Annotated in this window: 19 protein-coding genes and 1 riboswitch; of the genes, 7 read left to right on the top strand and 12 right to left on the bottom strand. The window is 40.4% G+C overall.

Translation table 11 applies throughout. The features are described from left to right. Positions 1–61 precede the first annotated feature (61 nt). Positions 62–1,675 (top strand): S8 family peptidase, encoded by a 1,614-nt coding sequence (locus OQ267_RS18810; protein ID WP_265837461.1) that lies wholly within the window; start codon positions 62–64, stop codon positions 1,673–1,675. A 95-nt stretch (positions 1,676–1,770) separates the two neighbouring features. Here the strand turns inward: OQ267_RS18810 and OQ267_RS18815 are convergent, their stop codons facing one another. The 3 genes from OQ267_RS18815 to OQ267_RS18825 are packed head-to-tail and all read right to left on the bottom strand — an operon-like array spanning position 1,771 to position 5,509. Then, a complete protein-coding gene (locus tag OQ267_RS18815) occupies positions 1,771–3,900 on the bottom strand; it encodes a xanthine dehydrogenase family protein molybdopterin-binding subunit (protein ID WP_265837462.1) in 2,130 nt (709 codons plus the stop codon). A 2-nt stretch (positions 3,901–3,902) separates the two neighbouring features. Further along, positions 3,903–4,889: an FAD binding domain-containing protein gene (locus tag OQ267_RS18820; protein WP_265837464.1), complete on the bottom strand. Its 987-nt coding sequence runs from the start codon at positions 4,887–4,889 to the stop codon at positions 3,903–3,905. Next, positions 4,886–5,509, bottom strand: coding sequence for a (2Fe-2S)-binding protein (locus OQ267_RS18825; RefSeq protein WP_265837466.1), 624 nt, complete (start codon positions 5,507–5,509; stop codon positions 4,886–4,888). Before OQ267_RS18825 ends, OQ267_RS18820 begins: the two co-directional genes overlap by 4 nt. A 250-nt stretch (positions 5,510–5,759) precedes the next feature. On the opposite strand from OQ267_RS18825, the gene OQ267_RS18830 reads away from it, so the two are divergent. Next, positions 5,760–6,410, top strand: coding sequence for a YceH family protein (locus OQ267_RS18830; protein ID WP_265837468.1), 651 nt, complete (start codon positions 5,760–5,762; stop codon positions 6,408–6,410). On the opposite strand, the gene fabF is transcribed toward OQ267_RS18830, so the two are convergent. Then, entirely contained in the window at positions 6,411–7,661 is a 1,251-nt protein-coding gene (fabF, locus tag OQ267_RS18835; RefSeq protein ID WP_265837469.1) for a beta-ketoacyl-ACP synthase II, read from the bottom strand. A 393-nt stretch (positions 7,662–8,054) separates the two neighbouring features. Here fabF and OQ267_RS18840 point away from each other — a divergent pair, with 393 nt between their 5' ends. From OQ267_RS18840 to OQ267_RS18850, 3 genes are all read left to right on the top strand, one after another. Then, positions 8,055–8,966: a helix-turn-helix domain-containing protein gene (locus OQ267_RS18840; protein ID WP_265818000.1), complete on the top strand. Its 912-nt coding sequence runs from the start codon at positions 8,055–8,057 to the stop codon at positions 8,964–8,966. Between the two features lie 82 nt (positions 8,967–9,048). Next, positions 9,049–9,885 (top strand): SDR family NAD(P)-dependent oxidoreductase, encoded by an 837-nt coding sequence (locus OQ267_RS18845; protein ID WP_265837470.1) that lies wholly within the window; start codon positions 9,049–9,051, stop codon positions 9,883–9,885. A gap of 42 nt (positions 9,886–9,927) precedes the next feature. Further along, positions 9,928–10,779 (top strand): SDR family oxidoreductase, encoded by an 852-nt coding sequence (locus tag OQ267_RS18850; RefSeq protein WP_265837472.1) that lies wholly within the window; start codon positions 9,928–9,930, stop codon positions 10,777–10,779. Positions 10,780–10,846: 67 nt separating this feature from the next. Here OQ267_RS18850 and OQ267_RS18855 read toward each other — a convergent pair whose 3' ends face one another. The 3 genes from OQ267_RS18855 to mutS form a co-directional block, all read right to left on the bottom strand. Then, complete coding sequence (locus tag OQ267_RS18855; protein ID WP_265837473.1) at positions 10,847–11,314, bottom strand: TlpA disulfide reductase family protein; 468 nt, start codon at positions 11,312–11,314, stop codon at positions 10,847–10,849. Positions 11,315–11,380: 66 nt separating this feature from the next. Continuing rightward, complete coding sequence (locus tag OQ267_RS18860) at positions 11,381–11,878, bottom strand: C40 family peptidase (RefSeq protein WP_265837475.1); 498 nt, start codon at positions 11,876–11,878, stop codon at positions 11,381–11,383. A 69-nt stretch (positions 11,879–11,947) separates the two neighbouring features. Then, positions 11,948–14,527: a DNA mismatch repair protein MutS gene (gene mutS / locus OQ267_RS18865; protein WP_265837476.1), complete on the bottom strand. Its 2,580-nt coding sequence runs from the start codon at positions 14,525–14,527 to the stop codon at positions 11,948–11,950. A gap of 297 nt (positions 14,528–14,824) precedes the next feature. On the opposite strand from mutS, the gene OQ267_RS18870 reads away from it, so the two are divergent. Then, a complete protein-coding gene (locus tag OQ267_RS18870; protein WP_088301606.1) occupies positions 14,825–15,139 on the top strand; it encodes an HPF/RaiA family ribosome-associated protein in 315 nt (104 codons plus the stop codon). Positions 15,140–15,168: 29 nt separating this feature from the next. Here OQ267_RS18870 and OQ267_RS18875 read toward each other — a convergent pair whose 3' ends face one another. The 4 genes from OQ267_RS18875 to OQ267_RS18890 all read right to left on the bottom strand — a co-directional run bounded on the left by OQ267_RS18875 (position 15,169) and on the right by OQ267_RS18890 (position 18,611). Beyond that, positions 15,169–15,909, bottom strand: a complete 741-nt coding sequence (locus OQ267_RS18875) for a menaquinone biosynthetic enzyme MqnA/MqnD family protein (RefSeq protein WP_265837478.1) — start codon at positions 15,907–15,909, stop codon at positions 15,169–15,171. A 37-nt stretch (positions 15,910–15,946) separates the two neighbouring features. Beyond that, positions 15,947–16,570 carry a histidine phosphatase family protein gene (locus OQ267_RS18880; RefSeq protein WP_265837479.1) on the bottom strand — a complete coding sequence of 208 codons (624 nt, stop codon included), beginning with the start codon at positions 16,568–16,570 and terminating at the stop codon, positions 15,947–15,949. 75 nt (positions 16,571–16,645) lie between these two features. Beyond that, positions 16,646–17,839, bottom strand: coding sequence for an aminofutalosine synthase MqnE (mqnE, locus tag OQ267_RS18885; protein ID WP_265817994.1), 1,194 nt, complete (start codon positions 17,837–17,839; stop codon positions 16,646–16,648). Positions 17,840–18,116: 277 nt separating this feature from the next. After that, entirely contained in the window at positions 18,117–18,611 is a 495-nt protein-coding gene (locus OQ267_RS18890) for a lipocalin family protein (protein ID WP_253249023.1), read from the bottom strand. A 120-nt stretch (positions 18,612–18,731) separates the two neighbouring features. Between OQ267_RS18890 and OQ267_RS18895 the strand changes: the two genes are divergently transcribed. Next, positions 18,732–19,847, top strand: a complete 1,116-nt coding sequence (locus tag OQ267_RS18895; RefSeq protein WP_265837592.1) for a trans-sulfuration enzyme family protein — start codon at positions 18,732–18,734, stop codon at positions 19,845–19,847. A 44-nt stretch (positions 19,848–19,891) separates the two neighbouring features. Here the strand turns inward: OQ267_RS18895 and OQ267_RS18900 are convergent, their stop codons facing one another. Beyond that, positions 19,892–20,899: a hypothetical protein gene (locus OQ267_RS18900; protein WP_265837481.1), complete on the bottom strand. Its 1,008-nt coding sequence runs from the start codon at positions 20,897–20,899 to the stop codon at positions 19,892–19,894. 196 nt (positions 20,900–21,095) lie between these two features. Beyond that, positions 21,096–21,206: riboswitch (SAM riboswitch) on the top strand. The last annotated feature ends 57 nt before the right edge of the window (positions 21,207–21,263 follow it).

Raw genomic sequence — 21,263 nt, forward strand, 5'->3', positions numbered from 1 at the left:
TAATTTATGTGAAAGAAAAAAATTAAAATTATCTTTCACCGTTTAAATCAAAAAAACACAAATGAATAAGAATAGAATTTTTAATGTGCTGTTAACCGGTGCATTTGTTATTGCGGTTCCTTTATTTGCCAGTGCGCAGAAGGCAAACTGGCAAAATCTTGATCTGAAAACCGATTCAACATTTGGAATCAGTACAGAGAAAGCGTATAAAGAATTGCTTAAAGGTAAAAAATCAACTAAAGTTATTGTTGCCGTAAATGATGGTGGTGTTGATGCAATGCATGAAGATCTAAAGCGCATCATGTGGGTAAATGCCAAAGAGATTGCCGGAAATGGTAAGGATGATGATAAGAATGGCTACATAGATGATATTCATGGCTGGAACTTTATCGGAGGTCCGAAAGAGTCTGTGAATTTTGAGACATTGGAACTCACCCGTTTAGTTCGCCGTGATCAGGCACGTTTTGCCAATACCACCGATGCTAACGTTGCAGAAAAAGATAAAAAAGACTGGGAAGCCTTTAAATCCATGAGGGCTGATCTGGAAAAACAACTGGCTGAAGCAAAACAAGGCCTGGCAGGGATTTCTGGTTTCAAAAATGCTTTGGACGGAGTGGTGAAGAAAATTGGCAAGGAAAACCCAACTGCCGAAGATTTCAAAAACTTCAAGCCTGCCAATGATATTGAAACACGTATCCAGGGAGTGATGCTACAGCAACTGGCAAGCGGCAGCTTTAAAGATTTTTATGAGAACCAGATTCAGGAAGGTGTGGATTATTACACCCGTCAGGCTAAATACAACCTGAATTTAGATTACAACCCAAGAGCGATTGTAGGCGATAATCCCGATAACCCTAAAGAAAAGTTCTATGGTAATAATGATGTAACCGGACCTGATGCCATGCACGGATCACACGTGGCCGGTATTATTGCGGCTGACAGAACCAATAATATCGGGATCATAGGTGTTGCCGATAATGTAGCCATTATGGGCGTAAGATGTACACCCAATGGTGATGAGCGTGATAAAGATGTAGCCAATGGGATCCGCTATGCAGTAGATAATGGTGCCAAGGTGATCAACATGAGTTTCGGCAAAGCTTATAGCTGGGATAAAGCTATTGTAAATGATGCGATGAAATATGCGGCTTCAAAAGATGTGTTGATTGTACAGGCTGCAGGTAATGAAAATAAAGACATCGATACGGAGAACAACTTCCCTAACCACAAGGATTTAGATGAGAAAACCATTGCCTCATGGATAACGGTTGGTGCATCTGGCCCGAAGGATGATGAAACATTAAAAGCAAGTTTCTCTAATTTTGGTAAAACGCAGGTGGATGTGTTTGCACCCGGCGTTAAAATCCATTCTACCGTTCCCGGGTCTAAATACAAGGATTTGGACGGAACCAGTATGGCCTCTCCTGTGGTTGCTGGTTTAGCCGGATTAATCCGTTCTTACTATCCAAAATTATCTGCTGCGCAGGTAAAGGAAATCATTGTAAAATCAGTAACGAAGGTTAACCACAATGTATCATACAAAAAAAGTGATGATGAAAATGCAGAAAATGTTTCTGTCCCTTTCTCCGATCTATGTATCAGTGGCGGTGTAGTAAATGCTTATGAAGCACTTAAATTAGCGGCAACATATAGTGGAAAATCATCTGCAAAATAAGTTCATTGCATAATAAAAGGGGCGGATTTTCTATTGAAATCCGCCCCTTTTTTATTGAAGTTGCCCAATCAGAGCGGCACAACCATCAGTTACATTTAAGTGGAAGCCAGAATTTTATCAGGCGTAATCGGTAAGTTTCTGATTCTTTTCCCGGTGGCATTGAATACGGCATTGGCCACAGCGGCAGAAAAACCAATCAGTGCAATTTCACCCATTCCCTTAGCTCCCATCGGATTAATGTAAGGATCAGGTTTGTTTATAAAATGAACTTCAATTTCGGGAATATCTGCATTCACCGGCACATGATAGTCTGCAAAGTTATTGTTAATATACCTTCCATAGCGGTGATCAATAACGGATTCTTCAGTTAAAGCCATTCCAACCCCACCCACAGCACCGCCCACCATTTGGCTACGGGCTGTTTTCGGACTTACAATGGTTCCGGAATCGCCAACAGACACAATTTTATCCACTTTCACTACTCCGGTTAAGCCATGTACTTTTACTTTAACGAAATGAATGGAGAATGAATACATCGAATAAGCTTCCCTTTCTTTTCCTGCCTGGCTTTGCTTGGTCATTTCAACAGATGGCAGATTATTCTTTTTCAATACCTCCACAAAATTTGAGGTGGCATCCATATTCGCGTTAGCAGCTAACTCCGCTATAGTAGATTTCAAGGCTACACAAACATCATTCACGGCTGAACCTACAGTAGAAAGCGTAGCAGAACCACCCTGACTTGGTGCGGGAGGCAGAGAAGAGTCGCCCAGTTCAAAAGTAATTCTATCGGCCGGAATATTCATTAATTTACTGGCAATCAATGTCATGCCGGTTCCTGTACCAGGCCCGATATCGCTGGTTGCGCTTTGCAGTACCAAGGAACCATCAGCTTTTAAAATTCCTTTCACGCTGGCTCTTCCCCTGTTAGCGTTAAAAACGCCTATACTTACACCATAACCTGTTTTCCATTGGCCTTCAATCAGGCTTCCAGGTTTATTTTTTCTTTCGTTCCAGCCAATTTTCTGTGCACCGATGCGATAGGCTTCCTTAATATTTTTATCGGAGAAGGGCAGATTTCTTTGCTGATCCCGCTCCGGATCATTTTTAATTCTGAATTCCAGCGGGTCCATATCCAGTGCATGTGCCATTTCATCTATTGCACTCTCCAATGCAAATGCACCTGTGGCTTCTCCAGGTCCGCGCATCCAGATGGGCACACCCAAATCCACCGGCACAACCGTGTACTGGGTATTCACATTATCGCACTGATACATAAATTTCGCCATATTCACCACCCCTTCAGTGAAATTCTCGTAAACGGAAGTTTCACCAAAAGCACGGTGTGTAATTCCTGTGAGCGTTCCGTCTTTTTTAGCCCCCAGACCGATCGTTTGAATGGCTGCAGGGCGATTCCCTACCATCGTAAACATCTGCATTCTGGTCAGCATCAGTTTAACAGGCTTCCCAATATGTTTGGAGGCCATTATGGTTGCGATTTCTACCGGCCAGGTCCTCAATGCCATACCGAAGCCCCCACCTACAAATTCTGAATTCACCCGGATATTTTCATTAGGGATTTTAAAAACGTTGGCAATGGTTCCCTGAGTGGCCTTTACGCCCTGGGTTTTCGCATAAACGGTCAACTGATTGTTTGGTCGCCAATCGGCAATCATGCCATGCAATTCCATCGGGTTATGCGTTTCGATAGGCAAATGATATTTTTCCTCAATTTTAACTTCAGCAGTTTTATAGGCATCCTCTACACCACGTTTATAATCAGGCTGTCCCTGCAGTTTTTTGGCTTTAGCATCAGCCACAGCTTTATCAAAATCAGTATTAAATTGTTCTTTTGTATAGGTTGCCTCAACCAGTGATGCGGCGTAAGTAGCTCTTTCAAAAGTATTGGCAACCACCATGGCAATAGGTTGTCCGTTATAAAAGATTTTATCTGTATAAAAGATCTTCAGCGGAGAACCGCCATCTTGCTCATAACCTGGTGCCGATGGCTTATTTAAATGAGAAAGTACTGCCATTACCCCTGGGGCCTTCTCAGCAGCTTTTGTATTAAGCGTTGTGATCTTACCCTTGGTGATCGTACTGGTGACAAGTACACCATAGGTGAGCCCTGGAAGCGCGTACTCTGCAAAATATTTAGCTTTTCCCGTTACTTTGAATATTCCGTCAACACGGTCATTTTCATCTTTCAAAATTCTTTTTTCCATGATTAAGCCTTTGATGTTGCTACGGTTAACGCTTCTATAATTGAATTGGGTGCCATCCTGATTTTGAAATCATTTTCACCAAAGCCTTTTGCATCTTTCATCGCCAGTTTTGCGGCTTCTTCAAAATTGGTAACAGAAGCTTCCTTCCCTTTAAGGAAGTTTTCTGATGCTGTTAAACGCCAGGGTTTATGTGCCACTCCGCCCATTGAAAGCCTCACTTCAGTAATTTTATGATCGGCTGAAATTTCTAATGCCGCTGCAACTGAAACCAGTGCAAAGGCGTATGATGCCCGGTCTCTCACCTTCAGGTAGTGGAAATTTTTAGCCAGTTGGTTAACTGGAATCTCCAATCTGATGATCATTTCATCAGCCTTTAAGTTATTGTCCAGCTGTGGCGTATCTCCTGCCAGGCGATGAAAATCTTTAAATAATATTTTACGCTCTCCTTTCGGATTAGCCAGTACAACTATCGCATCTAAAGCAATTAGTGCCACGCACATATCACTTGGATGAACAGCAATGCATTTTTCTGATGTTCCAAAAATAGCATGCATCCTGTTGAAACCACCTATAGCCCCACAGCCCGAACCCGGCTGGCGTTTATTGCAGGGCATTTCAGTATCATAGAAATAGCCACAGCGGGTTCGCTGCATCATGTTTCCGCCAACAGTGGCCACATTACGCAACTGAGCAGATGCACCTGCATTTAATGCCATGGCCAGCAAGGGAAGTTTTTCTTTGATTAGCGGATGCTCCGCAACAGCCGTATTAGAGGCCAGTGCACCAATAATAATGGTATCACCCACCAGTTCGATTTGTTTCAACGGTACATGGTTAATATCGATCAGTTTTTCTGGTGTAGCTACTCCACGTTTCATCAGATCAATGAGATTGGTACCACCAGCCAGGAACTTCGCATTTTTATCCTTTGATATTAAGCTCAGTGCAGATTTTGAAGTCGTTGTTCTTAAGTATTGAAAGTTAATCATATTTTATTTCCTCCTTTCGATACTTCAACAATGGCATCAACAATATTAGGGTAAGCACCACACCTGCAAATATTTCCACTCATATATTCACTGATTTCTGAACGTGAATTTGTATGTCCTTCATTTACGCAGGCCACCGCCGACATAATCTGCCCGGGCGTACAATAGCCGCACTGGAAACCATCATGTTTAATAAAAGCAGCCTGCATCGGATGAAGTTCATCGCCATTGGCCAGGCCTTCGATGGTGGTGATTTCTTTACCTTCATTCATCACCGCAAGGCTTAAGCACGAATTGACCCGTTCTCCGTCAACATGCACCGTACAGGCTCCGCACTGGCCATGATCACAACCCTTCTTGGTACCGGTGAGATGTAGTTCTTCACGAAGATAATCCAGCAATGTAACCCGGGGCTCCACAGAAGCCTGGTAAGTTTGATTATTTACCGTAAGATTTAAGGGAATTCTTTCAAAAAGTTCGGCAAAACGTTCATCAGCCTGGCCTTCTGCCGCTTTTAAAGCTATTGTTGGAGTAAGGGCCACGGCAGTGATCAGTGAGCTTTTTTTAAGAAAATCCCTCCTGCTGTCGCCCTGATTATTTTTCGAATCAGATGAGTGCATAAAATATGTTTTGTAAAAATGGTGCAGTTTTAAATATCGGGAATATTAATCTTAAAATTACCCTCATCAGGAATTTAGAATAATTCTATCCGGTAATATTTATGTTTCGATGTGTCTTTGAATGTTCTGATCTTAATCCTGTTAAATATTAGATTGAAATCAACAGCCTTTCACCTAATGCTTAAAATTCAGAAAAAACTATTTGTTAAATGATTTCATAAAATCTGATACCATTTTCTATTTTTACCCAATGGAAGAGATGAAAGCACTGCCTGATTTATCTGCAGCAGAACAACGCGTATTAGGTTCACTGATTGAAAAAAGCAGAACCACTCCTGATTATTATCCCATGACATTAAACAGCCTGACTGCGGCCTGTAACCAAAAAAGCGCCAGAAACCCTGTGGTGAATTATGATGAAGAAACCATTACGCTGACCTTGAATTCACTTAAAATAAAAGGTTTAATTTCTACTGTAACAGGAGGTTCAAGCAGAACAATTAAATATAAACATAACCTTGGAATTGTATATCCGCTGGTGCCCGCTGCGCTTTCTATCCTGTGCCTGTTGATGCTGCGCGGACCACTGACGCCTGGGGAAATAAACAGCAATGCTGCCAGGCTTTATGAATTTGACAGTATTGAGGAAGTTTTGGAGCAGTTACAAAAACTCTCTGAAGAAACGCAGCCATTTGTTAAACAACTGCCTAAAAGAACCGGTCAGAAAGAAGCACGGTTTGCACATTTACTGGGAGACCAAGCCGAACCCCAGGAGACTGAACAGGCAGCTCCTCAAGCAACAATTTTCCAGTCCAATGAAGAACTGGAAAATCGTATTTCAAAACTAGAGCAAGAACTCGAAGAATTAAAAGAACTGGTTAACCTTTTAATGGATAAATAATTATCCTTCGTATTTTTTGAAAATTGTACTCGCCACATGACCACCGAAACCAAAGGTATTGTTAAGTACATAGTTGATCTCTTTTTTAATGGGTTCTGCAAGAACAATATTCAGACCCTGGGGGATTTTCTCATCCAGTTTTTCGGTATTGATTGTTGGCGGAATGATTCCATCCCTGATGGCCAATATACTGATCAGGCTCTCAACGGCACCTGCTGCACCCAGTAAATGGCCTGTCATTGATTTGGTGGCACCGATGATCACAGGTAAATTTCCGAATACTGTTTTTACCGCATTTAATTCACTAAGATCACCCAAACCTGTGGATGTGGCATGAGCATTAATATAATCAATCTTATCCGCTGTGATGCCTGCATCATGTAAAGCTTTTTTCATGCCCAATGAAGCACCTAAACCATCGGGAGGTGTTCCGGTTAAATGGTAAGCATCGGCGGCCATTCCTCCGCCTACAATTTCAGCATAAATATGAGCACCACGATTGATGGCATGATCCAGCTCTTCCAGAATTAATGCTCCGGCACCTTCTCCCATTACAAAACCATCGCGTGTTTCGTCAAATGGTCTTGATGCCGTTTCAGGACTGTCATTTCTTTTAGAAAGTGCCTGTGCGGCGTTAAAACCACCAACAGAAGCTTCAGTTATAGCTGCTTCTGAACCTCCGGCAACCATGATATTGGCTTTACCTAAGCGAATCGTATCAAAAGCACTGATAATAGCCGTATTGGAGGAGGCGCAAGCCGAAACCGTGCAATAATTTGGCCCACGGAGTTTATGACGGATAGAAACCACCCCTGCAGCAATATCAACAATCATCTTCGGGATAAAGTACGGATTAAATCTTGGTGTCTTATCGCCCTGGTGAAATTCGGCCAGCTGTTGCTCGAAGGTAGAAATCCCTCCATTTCCGGTAGCCCAGATAACCCCGACTTCTGCAAGCTGATCATCTGTCATGATGGTAAAATCCAACCCTGCATCGGCAATGGCCTGATCAGTTGAGGCAACTGCATACTGCGTAAATAAATCGTACTTTTTAATTTCCTTCTTCTCAATAAATGAAGTGGCGTCAAAGTCCTTTACCTCAGCAGCAAAATGGGTTTTAAACTTGCTGGTGTCAAACTTAGTGATCGGACCCACTCCGCTTTTGCCAGCTAAAATATTTTTCCAAAAGCTATCTATCGTATTTCCAAGTGGGGTTATGGCCCCTAATCCAGTTACAACTACTCGTTTCATTCTATTTTTTTTAATTTTCTCCTGTGTACAGGTAAGGCATCAATCTAAAATTTCAATGCAATGGTTTTTACTTAACGCCGCAAAGGTGCCAATTCCTGTGCTTATTTATGGTATGTAAAGCGTAAAACTTCTTAACCGCCTGAAGCAACTGATCTTTTAGTCTCCAATCATATTTTTCTACTCGTATTCATTACATCTAAAGCCGCTAAAGGTGATTGCCTGAACAACTCATAAATTTTGCAGTATCTCCAACACGAATTTCAAACTCATCTTTTTCCAGCGCACTTATAAACGCATCAGCAACTATAGCGGGTTTGATGCCACCGTAACGATCCTAAACGGTACAGATCATGAATACTGCTGTTATTAGTTTGAATTTTGTAACTTTGCCCCATGAGTACAATTGAAAGCCTTGAACAATTCTATCAGAATAAATTTGATTTCCTCCCTGATAATCTGCAGAAAGATATGGGCCATTTCAATGTCTTTAAACTGGAAGACTGCCTTGGGGATGATAAACCACCCATGAATTACAGTCGGAGAGATTTTTATAAAATAGCATTGAACAGGGGGCATAACATTTATCATTATGCTGATAAAAGCGTAGAGATTAACGGCACGGCTTTAATGTTTTTTAATCCGCAGGTACCTTACACCTGGGAGCTCGCAAGCGGAAACATTGCTGACGTACGTGGCTACTTCTGCATTTTTACCGAGGCTTTTTTTAACGAAAAAATGCGTGGCCACATTGGAGATTTACCCATGTTCGCTTTGGGTGGAAAGCCGGCTTATGTATTAGACCAGCAACAGGATCAACTGATTTCATCTGTTTTTGAGAAAATGCTGGAAGAGATCAACAGTGATTATATCTACAAATATGACCTGTTGAGAAATTATACCACCGAAATCACACACTTTGCACTTAAAAGCAATCCTTCAGAAGCCTTATATAAACATCCCGATGCCAACTCACGGATTACGGCTGTTTTTACCGAACTTCTGGAGCGGCAGTTTCCGATTGAAAATACTTCGCAGCGGCTTACCATGCGTTCTGCAAAAGACTATGCCAGGCAACTTTCTGTTCATGTGAATCACCTGAACAGGGCAATTAAGGAAACTACCGGACGTACAACCACACACTATATTTCAGAGCGTTTACTTAGCGAAGCAAAGGCATTACTTAAACATACCGACTGGAATATCGCCGAAATAGGCTATTGCCTTGGGTTTGAAGAACCTACTCATTTTAATAACTTTTTCAAAAAATTAACCAACCATACCCCTACATCCTTCCGGATTGTTTGAATTTCGTAATCATCAGTTTGAATCCTGTAATACCATCATGTCATTCTTGCTGTAATTTTGTCTTAACAAAAAGGATAAAATTATGGGAATTAAAAAAGTTTGGTTTGTAACAGGTGCATCTAAAGGATTAGGACTAAGTTTAGTGAACCAGTTATTAAAGGCGGGTCAATCCGTTGCGGCAACTTCCAGAAATGTTAACGACCTGATTGCTGCAGTACACTCAAATGCTGAAAAATTTCTCCCGTTATCAGTAAATCTGGGAGATGAGCAAAGTGTTGAACAGGCTATAAAAGCTACGGTTAAACACTTTGGAAGAATTGACATTGTCATCAACAATGCCGGCTATGGCATTGGCGGCAGTATTGAAGAACTTACGGATGAAGAAACCAGAAACAGCTTTGATATAAATGTTTTCGGAACCTTAAATGTCATCAGAAAAGTAAGTCCTTATCTAAGAGCGCAACGATCCGGTCATATTATTAATATTGCTTCCGTTGCAGGTATTGCGGGTGCCACCGGCTGGGCAGTGTATTCGGCAGCAAAAGCAGCGGTAATTGCTCTTTCAGAAGTATTGGCTGAAGACCTGAAAGCATTCTGTGTAAAAGTTACCGTTGTAGCACCAGGTGCTTTCAGAACAAGTTTTCTCACATCCGATTCACTGGTATTGACAAAAAATCCGATTGCCGACTATGAAGATGTTCGTGCCGTGCATTCCAGATATTTAAAAATGGATGGTGAACAGGTCGGTGATCCTGAAAAAGCCGCTGCAGCAATGATATCACTGGCAAGTATGCCAACCCCGCCTATTCATTTACTTTTAGGGAATGATGCTTTGCAACGGGCAACTACAAAAACTGACGCACTGATAAAAGAATATCAGGATTGGAAGGCAATAACAATTTCAACTGATTTTGATTAATCAGCAACCATCACCATTTATAAAAATTCAAACACAAAACTCATGGAAAATAAAAAAGTATGGTTTGTTACAGGTGCTTCAAAAGGACTTGGACTTACATTAGTAAAAAAATTATTAAGCCGCGGTGAACACGTTGCTGCAACTTCCAGAAACATAGCTGATCTGGAAAAGGCTGTCGGAAATCATGAACACTTTCTGCCACTTTCAGTTAACCTGATTCAAGAAAGCAGCGTGGAGGAAGCCATAAGCCAGACCATTAGCAAATTCGGACAACTGGATGTAGTGGTTAACAATGCCGGCTATGGAATGCTTGGCGCATTGGAAGAGTTAAGCGACCAGGAAGCCCGTGAGAATTTTGATGTAAATGTTTTCGGCTCTTTAAATGTGATCAGAAAGGCATTGCCACAATTAAGAAAACAAAAATCAGGGCATATATTCAACATCTCCTCTATTGGTGGCTTCTCAGGCAATTTTCCTGGTTTTGGAATTTACTGTGCGACTAAATTTGCCGTGTCAGGATTTACAGAATCACTTGCGGCAGAGGTTAAATCATTAGGCATTAAAGCCACGGTGGTTGAACCGGGTTATTTCAGGACCGAGTTCCTGACATCAGGCTCACTGGCAGTTCCGGCAAATCCGATTGATGCTTATAAGGAAGTTCGTGAATCGCAAGCTGCGCACCAAAATGACATCAATAACCAGCAACCCGGCAACCCGTCCAAAGCCTGCGAGGTAATCATTGCAGCTGCAGATAGCGAAAACCCACCTCTACATTTATTTTTAGGCCCCGATGCTTATGCCGTTGCAAATACCAAGATTGCCGACCTACAGAAAGATATGGAAGACTGGTATTCGCTGGCAACCGCAACTAATTTTGATGAGTTCAAAGTATAAACCAACACCATTTTAATTCATGATCAGGAAGGGACAGTCATATCGCTTCCTGATTTTTTAAACTTTCTTAATTTAAGTTTGCCAGCTTGCTTTTTAATTCCGCTTCTGTAAATGTCTGTTCGCAGAAACGCCTGACTTTTTGATTTACAAATAAAGTTGCGGGTATGGCACCTGACCATTTTTCATCAATCCTTTTGATATACTGTTGCTGATCTGGCTCATTTAGAAGGAAAACTTCTGCCTGAATATTATTTTTTTGCACAAATGGAATTACCGCTCTTTCTAATTTTGATTTAAAATCCAGACTGACCAGGAGTACCTGCACTGGTTTCTTTAAATTGGCCAGCCGCAACTTTTCAAAGTGAGGCAATTCATCAACACAAGGTGCGCACCAGGTCGCCCAGAAATTAATGACATAAGTGGTATCCTTTCCGTTGCTGAGGCGTTTATCTAAATCATCTAATGTCAGCAACTTTACCTGAGCATCAGCTGAATAGGTGATGATTAATAAACAAAAGATAATAATAATGCGCATGTTTTGTATTAAGCTATTGGAGCCAGGTTATTCACATGGCGTAATCAGAATTGATTAAGACAACATTTAGTTTACTGAGCCTGATTTCACCAGAACTCTTTGATAAGCCGGTAAATTTAAATCATCTACAATTACCCCACGGTTTGTACTCGCGTGTACAAAAAAGCCATTATTTAAATACACGCCAACATGATCAACATTATTTCCGCCAAAGGAGAAAAACACCAAATCACCTTCCTTTAAATTGTCAACGCTTTTATGTTTAATTACACTGGCCTGGTCTCGCGATACCCGTGGCAGCGTTACCCCGTAGATTTCTTTCTCCAGTAAAAATGCAAAACCTGAACAATCAATACCACTTTTATCCAACCCGCCAAAACGATATTTTACGCCTGTCCAATCGGTTATAAATCTATAGAGTTGCTTACTTTTTAAATTGGCCATCGCATCGGCAGCTTTTGATGCTTTGGTATCACTTTTAACGGTATATTTTCTCGAGCCGCAAGCTGTTATGATTAAGGAGAACATTAAAATTAACCAGAAAGAGTACTTCGTTTTCATCATATCGTTGTTATCTGCTATTCGACAAGTAAACGCTAAACATGCAAAATTTAGTCTGTAGTTTCTACTAACTTAATTTTTTATCAGCCTTTGTATCTCATCCAGTTTCAACAAAGCCTCTACCGGTGTTAATGCATTTACATCCAAATTATTGAGTGTATCTCTGATTTTAACCAGAACAGGATCGTCAATCGCGAACATTTGTAACTGATAAGCCTGGTTCTGTACTTTTTTAATACTGTCTTTAATGCTCTGTCCCTCTGTCCTATCGATTTCTAATTTCTTTAAAATCTCATTTGCCCGGCCAATTAATTTAGGAGGCATCCCAGCCATTTTAGCTACGTGAATACCGAAACTATGCTCACTTCCCCCTGGAATTAACTTCCTCAAAAAGATCACCTTATTAGTCATTTCCTTTACAGAAACATTAAAGTTTTTAATGCGTGGCATGGTATTCGCCAGCTCATTTAATTCATGATAATGGGTGGCAAAAAGCGTTTTTGGCCTCGCTGTTGGGTGTTGATGTAAAAATTCCGCAATGGCCCAGGCGATGGAAATTCCATCATACGTACTGGTTCCACGCCCGATTTCATCCAGCAAAATTAAACTGTCGTCCGAAATATTATTCAGGATACTTGCGGTTTCATTCATTTCCACCATGAATGTACTTTCGCCCGAAGAAATATTATCAGAAGCACCCACACGGGTGAAAATTTTATCAACGATTCCTACCTCCGCATCTTTTGCAGGCACAAATGAACCCATTTGTGCCATTAACACAATTAATGCCGTTTGACGGAGAATTGCTGATTTACCGGCCATATTGGGACCGGTAATCATGATGATTTGCTGTGAATCTGTATCCAGGTAAACATCATTGGTAATATATTCCTGTCCAACAGGAAGTTGCTTCTCAATCACCGGGTGGCGTCCACCTTTAATATCCAGCACTTTATGATCAGTTACCTTCGGCTTATTATAATGATTTTTTTCAGCCAGCTGGGCGAAGCATAACAAACAATCTAATTGCGCAATCAGAAATGAATCGAGTTGAATAGGTTTTATATAACCCGCAGTTTCGTACATCAATTCATTATATAAGCGAATTTCAATCGCCTGAATCTTTTCTTCGGCTCCCAGAATCTGATCTTCATATTCCTTCAGTTCAGGCGTAATGTAACGTTCAGCATTAACCAGGGTTTGTTTACGGATCCAGCCTTCCGGAACTTTATCTTTGTGCGTGTGAGTAACTTCCAGGTAGTAACCAAAAACGTTATTGAAGGCAATTTTCAGAGATGGGATTCCCGTCGCTTCGGCCTCACGTTTTTGAATCTGAACCAGGTAATCCTTACCGCCAAAAGCAATTTTGCGCAAACGGTCGAGGTCTTCATCTATTCCATCCGCAATCACATTGCCCTTAATTAAAACAGCAGGAGGTTCTGGCTGTAACTCTTTTTCAATACGATCACGAATGGCCAGGCAAGGGTTTAACTGATCAGCAATTTTAATTAGAAAAGGATTTTTTGAATCTGCAGCAAGCTTTTTAACAGATTCGATATGGTAAAGTGCCCTTTTTAAGGCTACCAGTTCTCTTGGTCCGACACGCTGTAAACCTACTTTGGAAATCAGCCGTTCCAAATCACCAATTTGTTTGATGTGGGTAAGAAATTCTTCCTGCAATACTGTATTGGCCACGAAGTAATCCACCATCCCCAGGCGTTCCTGAATAGGTTTCAGTTCTTTCAGGGGCATAATGATCCATTTCTGCAATAAACGGGCGCCCATTGGCGTGCAGGTATGATCAAGGATATCAAATAAAGTTACTGCATTGTCGTTTGGTGAATTTACCAGTTCCAGGTTACGAATGGTAAACCTGTCCAGCCACATATAGCGGTCTTCTTCGATCCTGCTGATGGAAGTGATGTGCTGCAGGTTACGGTGTTCTGTTTCACCCAGGTAATGGAGTACGACACCAGCGGCCACAATGCCGCTTTGAAGCCTGTCTACACCAAACCCCTTTAAGGAAGTAACATCGAAATGCTTCATTAAAGTTTCATTCCCGTAATCAGCAGTAAAAGGCCAGTCGTCTAAACCGAAAGTGTAAAAACGGTCTCCAAAGTTCTCGGTGAATATTTGCCTTTTAGATTTTTGAAAAATGACCTCAGTGGGTTTAAAACCCTGCAAAAGCTTATCAATATAATCGCTGTTACCCTGCGCGATTAAAAATTCACCCGTAGAAATATCCAGAAATGAAACACCCAGTTGTGTCTTATCAAAGAAAACACAGGCCAGGAAATTATTTGATTTCTGATTTACAATATTATCACCATAAGCTACCCCGGGCGTAACCAATTCAGTTACACCACGCTTAACAATGGTTTTTGTCGTTTTAGGATCTTCCAACTGATCGCAGATGGCCACCCGCTGACCAGCCCTGACCAATTTAGACAAATAGTTATCCAGAGAATGGTGCGGGAAACCGGCAAGTTCGAGCGCGCCACCATTTGGTCCGGTACCTCTCCTGGTTAAAACAATGCCTAAGATCTGAGCAGTTTTTATGGCATCCTCGCCAAAGGTTTCGTAAAAATCTCCAACCCTGAACAATAATAATGCACCTGGATACTTCGCTTTAATGGCGTTGTATTGTTGCATTAACGGGGTTTCTTTATTCGTGTCTTTAGCCAAAACTGAAATTAATTTGCAAAAGCCATAAAGATAGCATGATTCTGCAATGCAAGGGTGTTTTGTTGAAAAATTGAATAAATGTTTGGAATGTTTAAACGGAAAATATGTAGTATGCCATTATGATGTAGAAACTAAAGCGATGATCACTGAAAGGATTAAAAAAGTAAATCTGAAAACCAACCTGTTACAATTATACGGAAGCTATTTAAAACGTTTTGTTGTGCCGTTTGTTAGAACAATATGATTTAACCTAAAATTAACATTATGACAATTCAACTGAACACCGACAAAAACTTAACCATACACCAGGAATACGAAGAAAAAATTAAAGGTGCCATTACTGATGGTTTAGGCCGTTTTGATGATTTACTTACCCGGATCGAAGTACACTTGTCTGATGAAAACGGAAGTAAAGACGGATTAGATGATAAGCGTTGTCTCCTTGAAGCGAAAATAGTTGGTAAAGAACCCATCGCAGTAACCAATCTCGGTAACACTTATGATTTAGCACTTAACGGGGCTATCAGTAAATTAAAAAGTAAGCTGGAAACCATCGCTGGAAAGCTGAAAGCACACTAACATATAAAAGGCAATTTATTTGCCTTTTTTTATGCCTTAACTTTTTCAAGTTCATTAATATACTGCAGAAACATTTTTAATGCTTTTATCCTGTCTTCTGTTACTTCAAACTGCAATTTATGATATAAGTAATCTTTCAAATCAAAGTTTGATATTTCTGGTAAATCGCTTAAAACGTCATCCCGATGTTCCAGACCAAATTTTAGTGCTGCATTAAATTCAGTTTTAAATTCTGCTGAAATTTCCTTGTTGGCTACCCAGGCTGCATACATAAAAGGCAAACCGGTAAAATTTTTCCACTCTTCGCCCATATCATAGGCAAAAGCGTAATGGCCCTTCTTTCCAAAAGTTCTGTCGCCAATCAACACCAGGGCATCTGTTTTAACGGATTGATCTGTAACAAATTCAACCTCTTTCTTCCAGTGAAATTTCAGCAAAACCTTCGCCAGGTTATTGGAAGTTCTGGAATGTACATCCATCTTTAGTGTTTTGATTTCATGTACCGGAACATCACTGAAAATAAATACAGAATTTACGGCACCATCACTTCCGATGCAATAGTCAGCAACAATGTTGGCATGAGGTACCAATGGAATTGCAGCGACTGGCATTAAACCGATATCTACCTGACCACTAATTACTTTAGCAGCACAATCTGAAGGGATATCTAAACTTAAATCGATTTTATTGATGATATCCGAATGTTCTAATCCGTATATAAAAGCTTTTGTGTTGGTATAGGCAACAGCCGATATTTTAATTTTATTCAAAGTAATATGTTAATGTTTTTGCCAAGCATTTAGCAAGTTATCCAATGACCAAATCATCCAGATGAATGGCGTTATTAAACTCAAGAACTGAAAATTTTCCATCCTCAAAGCCCATTTTGTATAAAATGGTATTCTGATGAGGAAATTCGGTCATTTGACTTAAAGGCCTTCCAAGCAATAAGCATAAAAAAACACGCATCGCACGACCATGCATACAAAGCAAAACTGTTTTTTCGGCGGGACGGCTGGATAGGATTTCCATAGGGTGCTTAAGCCGATCATATACATCCTGAACACTTTCACCACCTTCAAAATGCGCCGTATAATCACCATTTTCCCATGTTCCAAGCATATTTCGAAAAGCTTCACGGGCGGTCTCGCTGTTGGGCTGACCTTCCCAAATGCCCCAGGCCAGTTCATCCAGTCCCGAAAGTTTTTCCCATGGCAAACCTGAATCAATAAATTTTTGTACGGTTTGCCAGGTACGTTTCAAATCAGAGGTGTATATTTTATCAAAAGAAATGTTTTTATATTGCTGATAGAAAGCTTCTGCCTGTGCCCGGCCCATATCATTCAGATCAGAATTTATACCCCTGCCTTGTACTATTCCCTGCTTGTTAAGTTCCGTTTCACCGTGTCTGATGATATAAATTTGCTTCATTTACTAATTGAATTAAAGAATGGCAGAATTTTAAACCGCGAAATATTCACACATTCAAAACTCATTCATTCAAAATTAATTTACTACAGGTAACTTATAATATTGCGGTTTCTTTTCCTCTTCAAAAACAACATGTTCGAAATCGGTAACCACGTTATATAACGTATCGCGTTCTACCGCTTTCCGCCCTACCTGTTTAATCAGGTTAACCAGCTCTTTGGTACTCATTGCCGGGGTTTGTTCTTCTGCTCCGGCCATAGAATAGATTTTAGTGGTATCATCTAGGGTACCATCAATGTCATCCACCCCATAATTAAGTGATAATTGAGCAGTTTCCCTGCTGATCATGGCCCAGTAAGCTTTGATATGATCGAAGTTATCCAGGTAAATCCGGGCAATGGCATAATTTCTTAAATCCTCAATTACAGAAGATTCAGGCACATTGCTCATCTGATTGTGCTGGTTCCTGAATTTCAGCGGAATGAAGGTTTGAAAACCACCTGTTTTATCCTGCAATTCACGAAGTTTCTCCATATGGTCAACCCGGTGTTCAAACTTTTCAATGTGTCCATAAAGCATGGTGGCGTTACTTCTCATGCCTAATTTATGCCATTCTTCATGTATCGAGAGCCACTGTTCTCCGGTACATTTATCTTTGGCAATCTGCTCACGGATTTCAGGATGAAAGATCTCGGCGCCGCCGCCTGGCATAGACTGTAAGCCAGCATCTTTCATCATTTTCATGCCGGTGGCATAATCTATTTTCGCTTTCTTAAAAATATAATGATATTCAACCGGCGTTAAAGCTTTGACATGTAAATCCGGACGGTGTGTTCTAATCGCTGTAAATAAGGCCGAATAAAAGGCAACATCATATTGCGGTAAAACGCCGCCCACAATATGCACTTCGGTTACTGGCTCGTCATCATATTTTTTTACGATATCGAGCATTTGCTCCATCGTTAACGCCCAGCCTTCTTCCTTTTGCTTAATTAATCGCGAATAAGAACAGAATTTGCAATCGTAAACACAAAGATTAGTGGGTTCCAAATGGAAATTGCGGTTAAAATAGGTTTTATCGCCATGCCTTTCCTCGCGGATAAAATTGGCTAAAACACCAAGATAACCCAATTCTGCATGTTCGTAAAGGTAAACGCCTTCATCGAACGTAATTCGTTCCTGGTGAAGTACTTTATGTGCTATGTTTTGTAATTCAGTTGATAATGAAGTATCAGCTAATATTTTTTCAACTTGTTCAGTTGTATTCATTCCTGATTATTTTGAACAAAAATACAATATTGAGGCGATTTGAAAATCATTTTCTTGTAACAAACGGACATTACTGGTTTAATAACTCCTTAGTTCATCAGTCATTTGTCAGGGTGCTTAAACCAAACGCCTAAATTTTAATTCAAAAATGAAAGAAGATTTGCATTTTACTGAGTTCTGACTAATAAACCAATAATTAATGAACCATTGAACCAATAAAAAAAGCACCTCCTTTCGGAAGTGCTCTCAATTTATGTTTTTCGCAGGTAATTAGTGTTTAATTTGTTGCCGGTGAAAAGGTTAAAACAATGTTCGCTGTTTTGCCACCAAATTCGATTGGTGATTTCATCACCATATTACCTTTTGAAAGTTGTGTCAGCACCAAACGATAACCTTCTGTTACATTTTTAGCTTTATCGCCTTCAAATATTTTTTTGAATTGAAATGTTTCTTCTGAAGGTGTTGCAGACCAGAAAATGGTTTGCATTACCTGACCACAGGTACTTGATGCTGGTAGCGTGTAAGAACCATTTCCACTATTGGTTAATTTCCAGGTACTTCCCTGAAAACATTTGTAAGATTTTTCTCCGAACAAACCCTGGACAGCCTGATCAGGAAGACCTTCCAGCGATACATTGTTTAACACCCATGTACCGGTAATGGTACCTCTACCGCCATTGATACCTGTTGAAGCATTTTTTGTGGAAGAACAACTTTGTAACATCATCAAAGTAGAACATGCTATCGCAATAGCTATAAATAATCTTTTCATTTTAGTTTTTTTAAATTTGTGAAAACAGATACATAAATCCTGCCAAAACAATTATCAAGTTTAATTTAGCGTTAAATTGTTAAATTGCCTCACGGTTAAAGTACCCTAATAAAAATCATGATGAAACCAGAAACCCTTGCTATTCACGCTTCTAATCTTCTTAAAAATTCAACTGGAGATGTTACGCCACCCATCAATCTTTCTACTACTTTTTTTCGTGATGAAAACGGCGGCTATCCGGGTGGTCATATGTATAGCCGGGTAAGTAATCCAAACCGGTCTGCTTTAGAAAACACTGTGGCTAAGTTAGAATATGGTGAAGATGCAGCTGCTTTTTCTTCGGGAAATTACTGTGGTATGGCCTTATTTCAGGCTTTAAAACCGGGCAGTCACATTATTGCACCGGATGATATGTATTGGGGCATTAAAAAACAACTGCTGACCATTTATCATGAGATTCTGGAATTTGATTTTGTTGATCAAACTGATTTGGATCTCATTCAATCCGCTATTAAACCAAACACAAGAATGATCTGGATGGAAACACCATCCAATCCATTACTGAAGGTTACAGATATTGCAGAAATTTCAAAAATAGCAAAAGCAAATCACCTGACACTGGTTTGCGATAGTACTTTTGCCTCTCCGGTTTTACAAAATCCGATTTTATTAGGGGCTGATATCGTAATGCATAGCAGTACAAAGTACCTTGGCGGACATAGTGATATTCTGGGTGGCATTTTGGTTACAGGCAGGAAAGATGAATTATGGGAGAGAATCAAAAACATCCAGCAAACGGGTGGTGCCGTTCCCTCTCCTTTTGATTGTTATTTATTATGCCGAAGCATCAAAACCCTGGCATATCGCATGAAGGGGCATTGCGAAAACGGAAAGAAAGTGGCAGATTATCTGGTTAGTCACCCAAGAGTAGAAGCGGTTTATTTTCCGGGATTAGAGACTCATCCGCAACATCAAATTGCTAAGAAACAAATGAAAGACTTTGGCGGCATGATGTCTTTTTTAGTTAAGGGCGACGTGGACGCAACCAGTAAAGTAGTGAATAAAGTGAAATTATTTGCGCAAGCTACCAGTCTGGGCGGTGTGGAAAGCTTAATCGAGCACCGCTACTCTGTTGAAGGACCAGACAGTAAAACACCAAAAAATCTGTTAAGAATTTCTGTTGGATTGGAGCATGTTGACGATATTATCGCCGATTTAGCACAGGCGCTGGCCTAAATTCTACAGTTCTATAAGGTTTAAAACCTTATAGAACTAAAAACCTATTTTGGGTTACAAACAGTAACCAACTTCTTCGCATAGTCTGCATTTAAAGGCTCATTGGTTTGTGCTAAACGTTGAGAACCTGTATTTGCAGGGCAGGCGATATCACCAGCTGCATCATAAACCAATTTTGTTCCTGAAGCAAGCAATTCTTTTGGCACATATACCTGTACGCGTGTGGTAGAATAGCCCGAAGGAAAATAACGCACATAATATCCATCAGGATGTTTGGTCCAGATACCGCTGGGCACATCTGCTCTTTGCGGGGCCATACCGGCAATAATTGCATACCGTTCCAAATCAGCATAGGTATAATTTCCTGAAGAAACGAGCTGGCGAATATTGTTTTCAGCTTCAAAAACTGCCTTTAAACCAGATGGCAACTGGTCTTTGGCTTTTTCCATTACATCAAAGGGCAGCACACCTAATGCGCCGCCTTCTAACATGGTGATCTGTTTTGGCGTCAATAATTTTAATGCGGTAACTTTTACCTGCCCGCTGTAACTTGCAAATTTAGTGCGTGCTATGATGGTCCATAATAAAGCCTGAATATCATGTTGTTCTACTTCAGGGTGCTTTTCTGCACTTTTAATGATCGCAATCACAACATCTTCTTTTGAGCCCAATACCGGAGCAAACATATAGCCATCTCCTTTTGACGGGGCGAAGGTACCAGCCATCAAGTAATAACTTTTATTCGTCATTTCATAAAGTCCTTCACAAAGCAGGTATCCTCCTTCCGGATTCTTTGGTAAGAGATATAGTGGTTGTGCCTTGAGTGTGGCCTTAAAATCTGGCATCATTTCTCCCTCGCGGTTTACGTCTTCAAAACTTGTGGTAATGGCACCGGGTTGTTTCAGAAATTTATCCACACCTAAAGCCTTAGCCCCCTGTGCAGTTCCAACTTTTAATAATTTGTCTTTTAATCCGCCGAATTGTGCGTTAACTGTGGTAAAACTTGCCATGGTCAGTGAAAGGGCCAGACAAATCATTTTAGCGTTTTTCATATAGATGAGATAGGTTATACAAACATAAAATTTTAATGTTAAATAAACTTACCTGAACAATCGTTTTATGATTACAACATGTAATTGGATTTATTTAATAAAAAATCAGAATTAAATTTTGTTGTTTTAAAATTATTTCAGACATTTGAAATATTATTTGGTAAATCACTAAATAAAAGTCAATCTGAATCGGATTGATTTATAAAGAAGTGGCGAGAGACTGGCTCCGTGACCCACTGGCAACCCTCAGAAAGAGAAGGTGCCAATTCCTGACCGGATAACATGGAGTTAACCGGTGATATAAATTTAAACTGATGAATACTTTAAATCTTCTATCTCACGACGGCACTAGTCTGAAACAACA

The sequence above is a fragment of the Pedobacter sp. MR22-3 genome (genome assembly GCF_026240075.1).
Classification (GTDB): domain Bacteria; phylum Bacteroidota; class Bacteroidia; order Sphingobacteriales; family Sphingobacteriaceae; genus Pedobacter.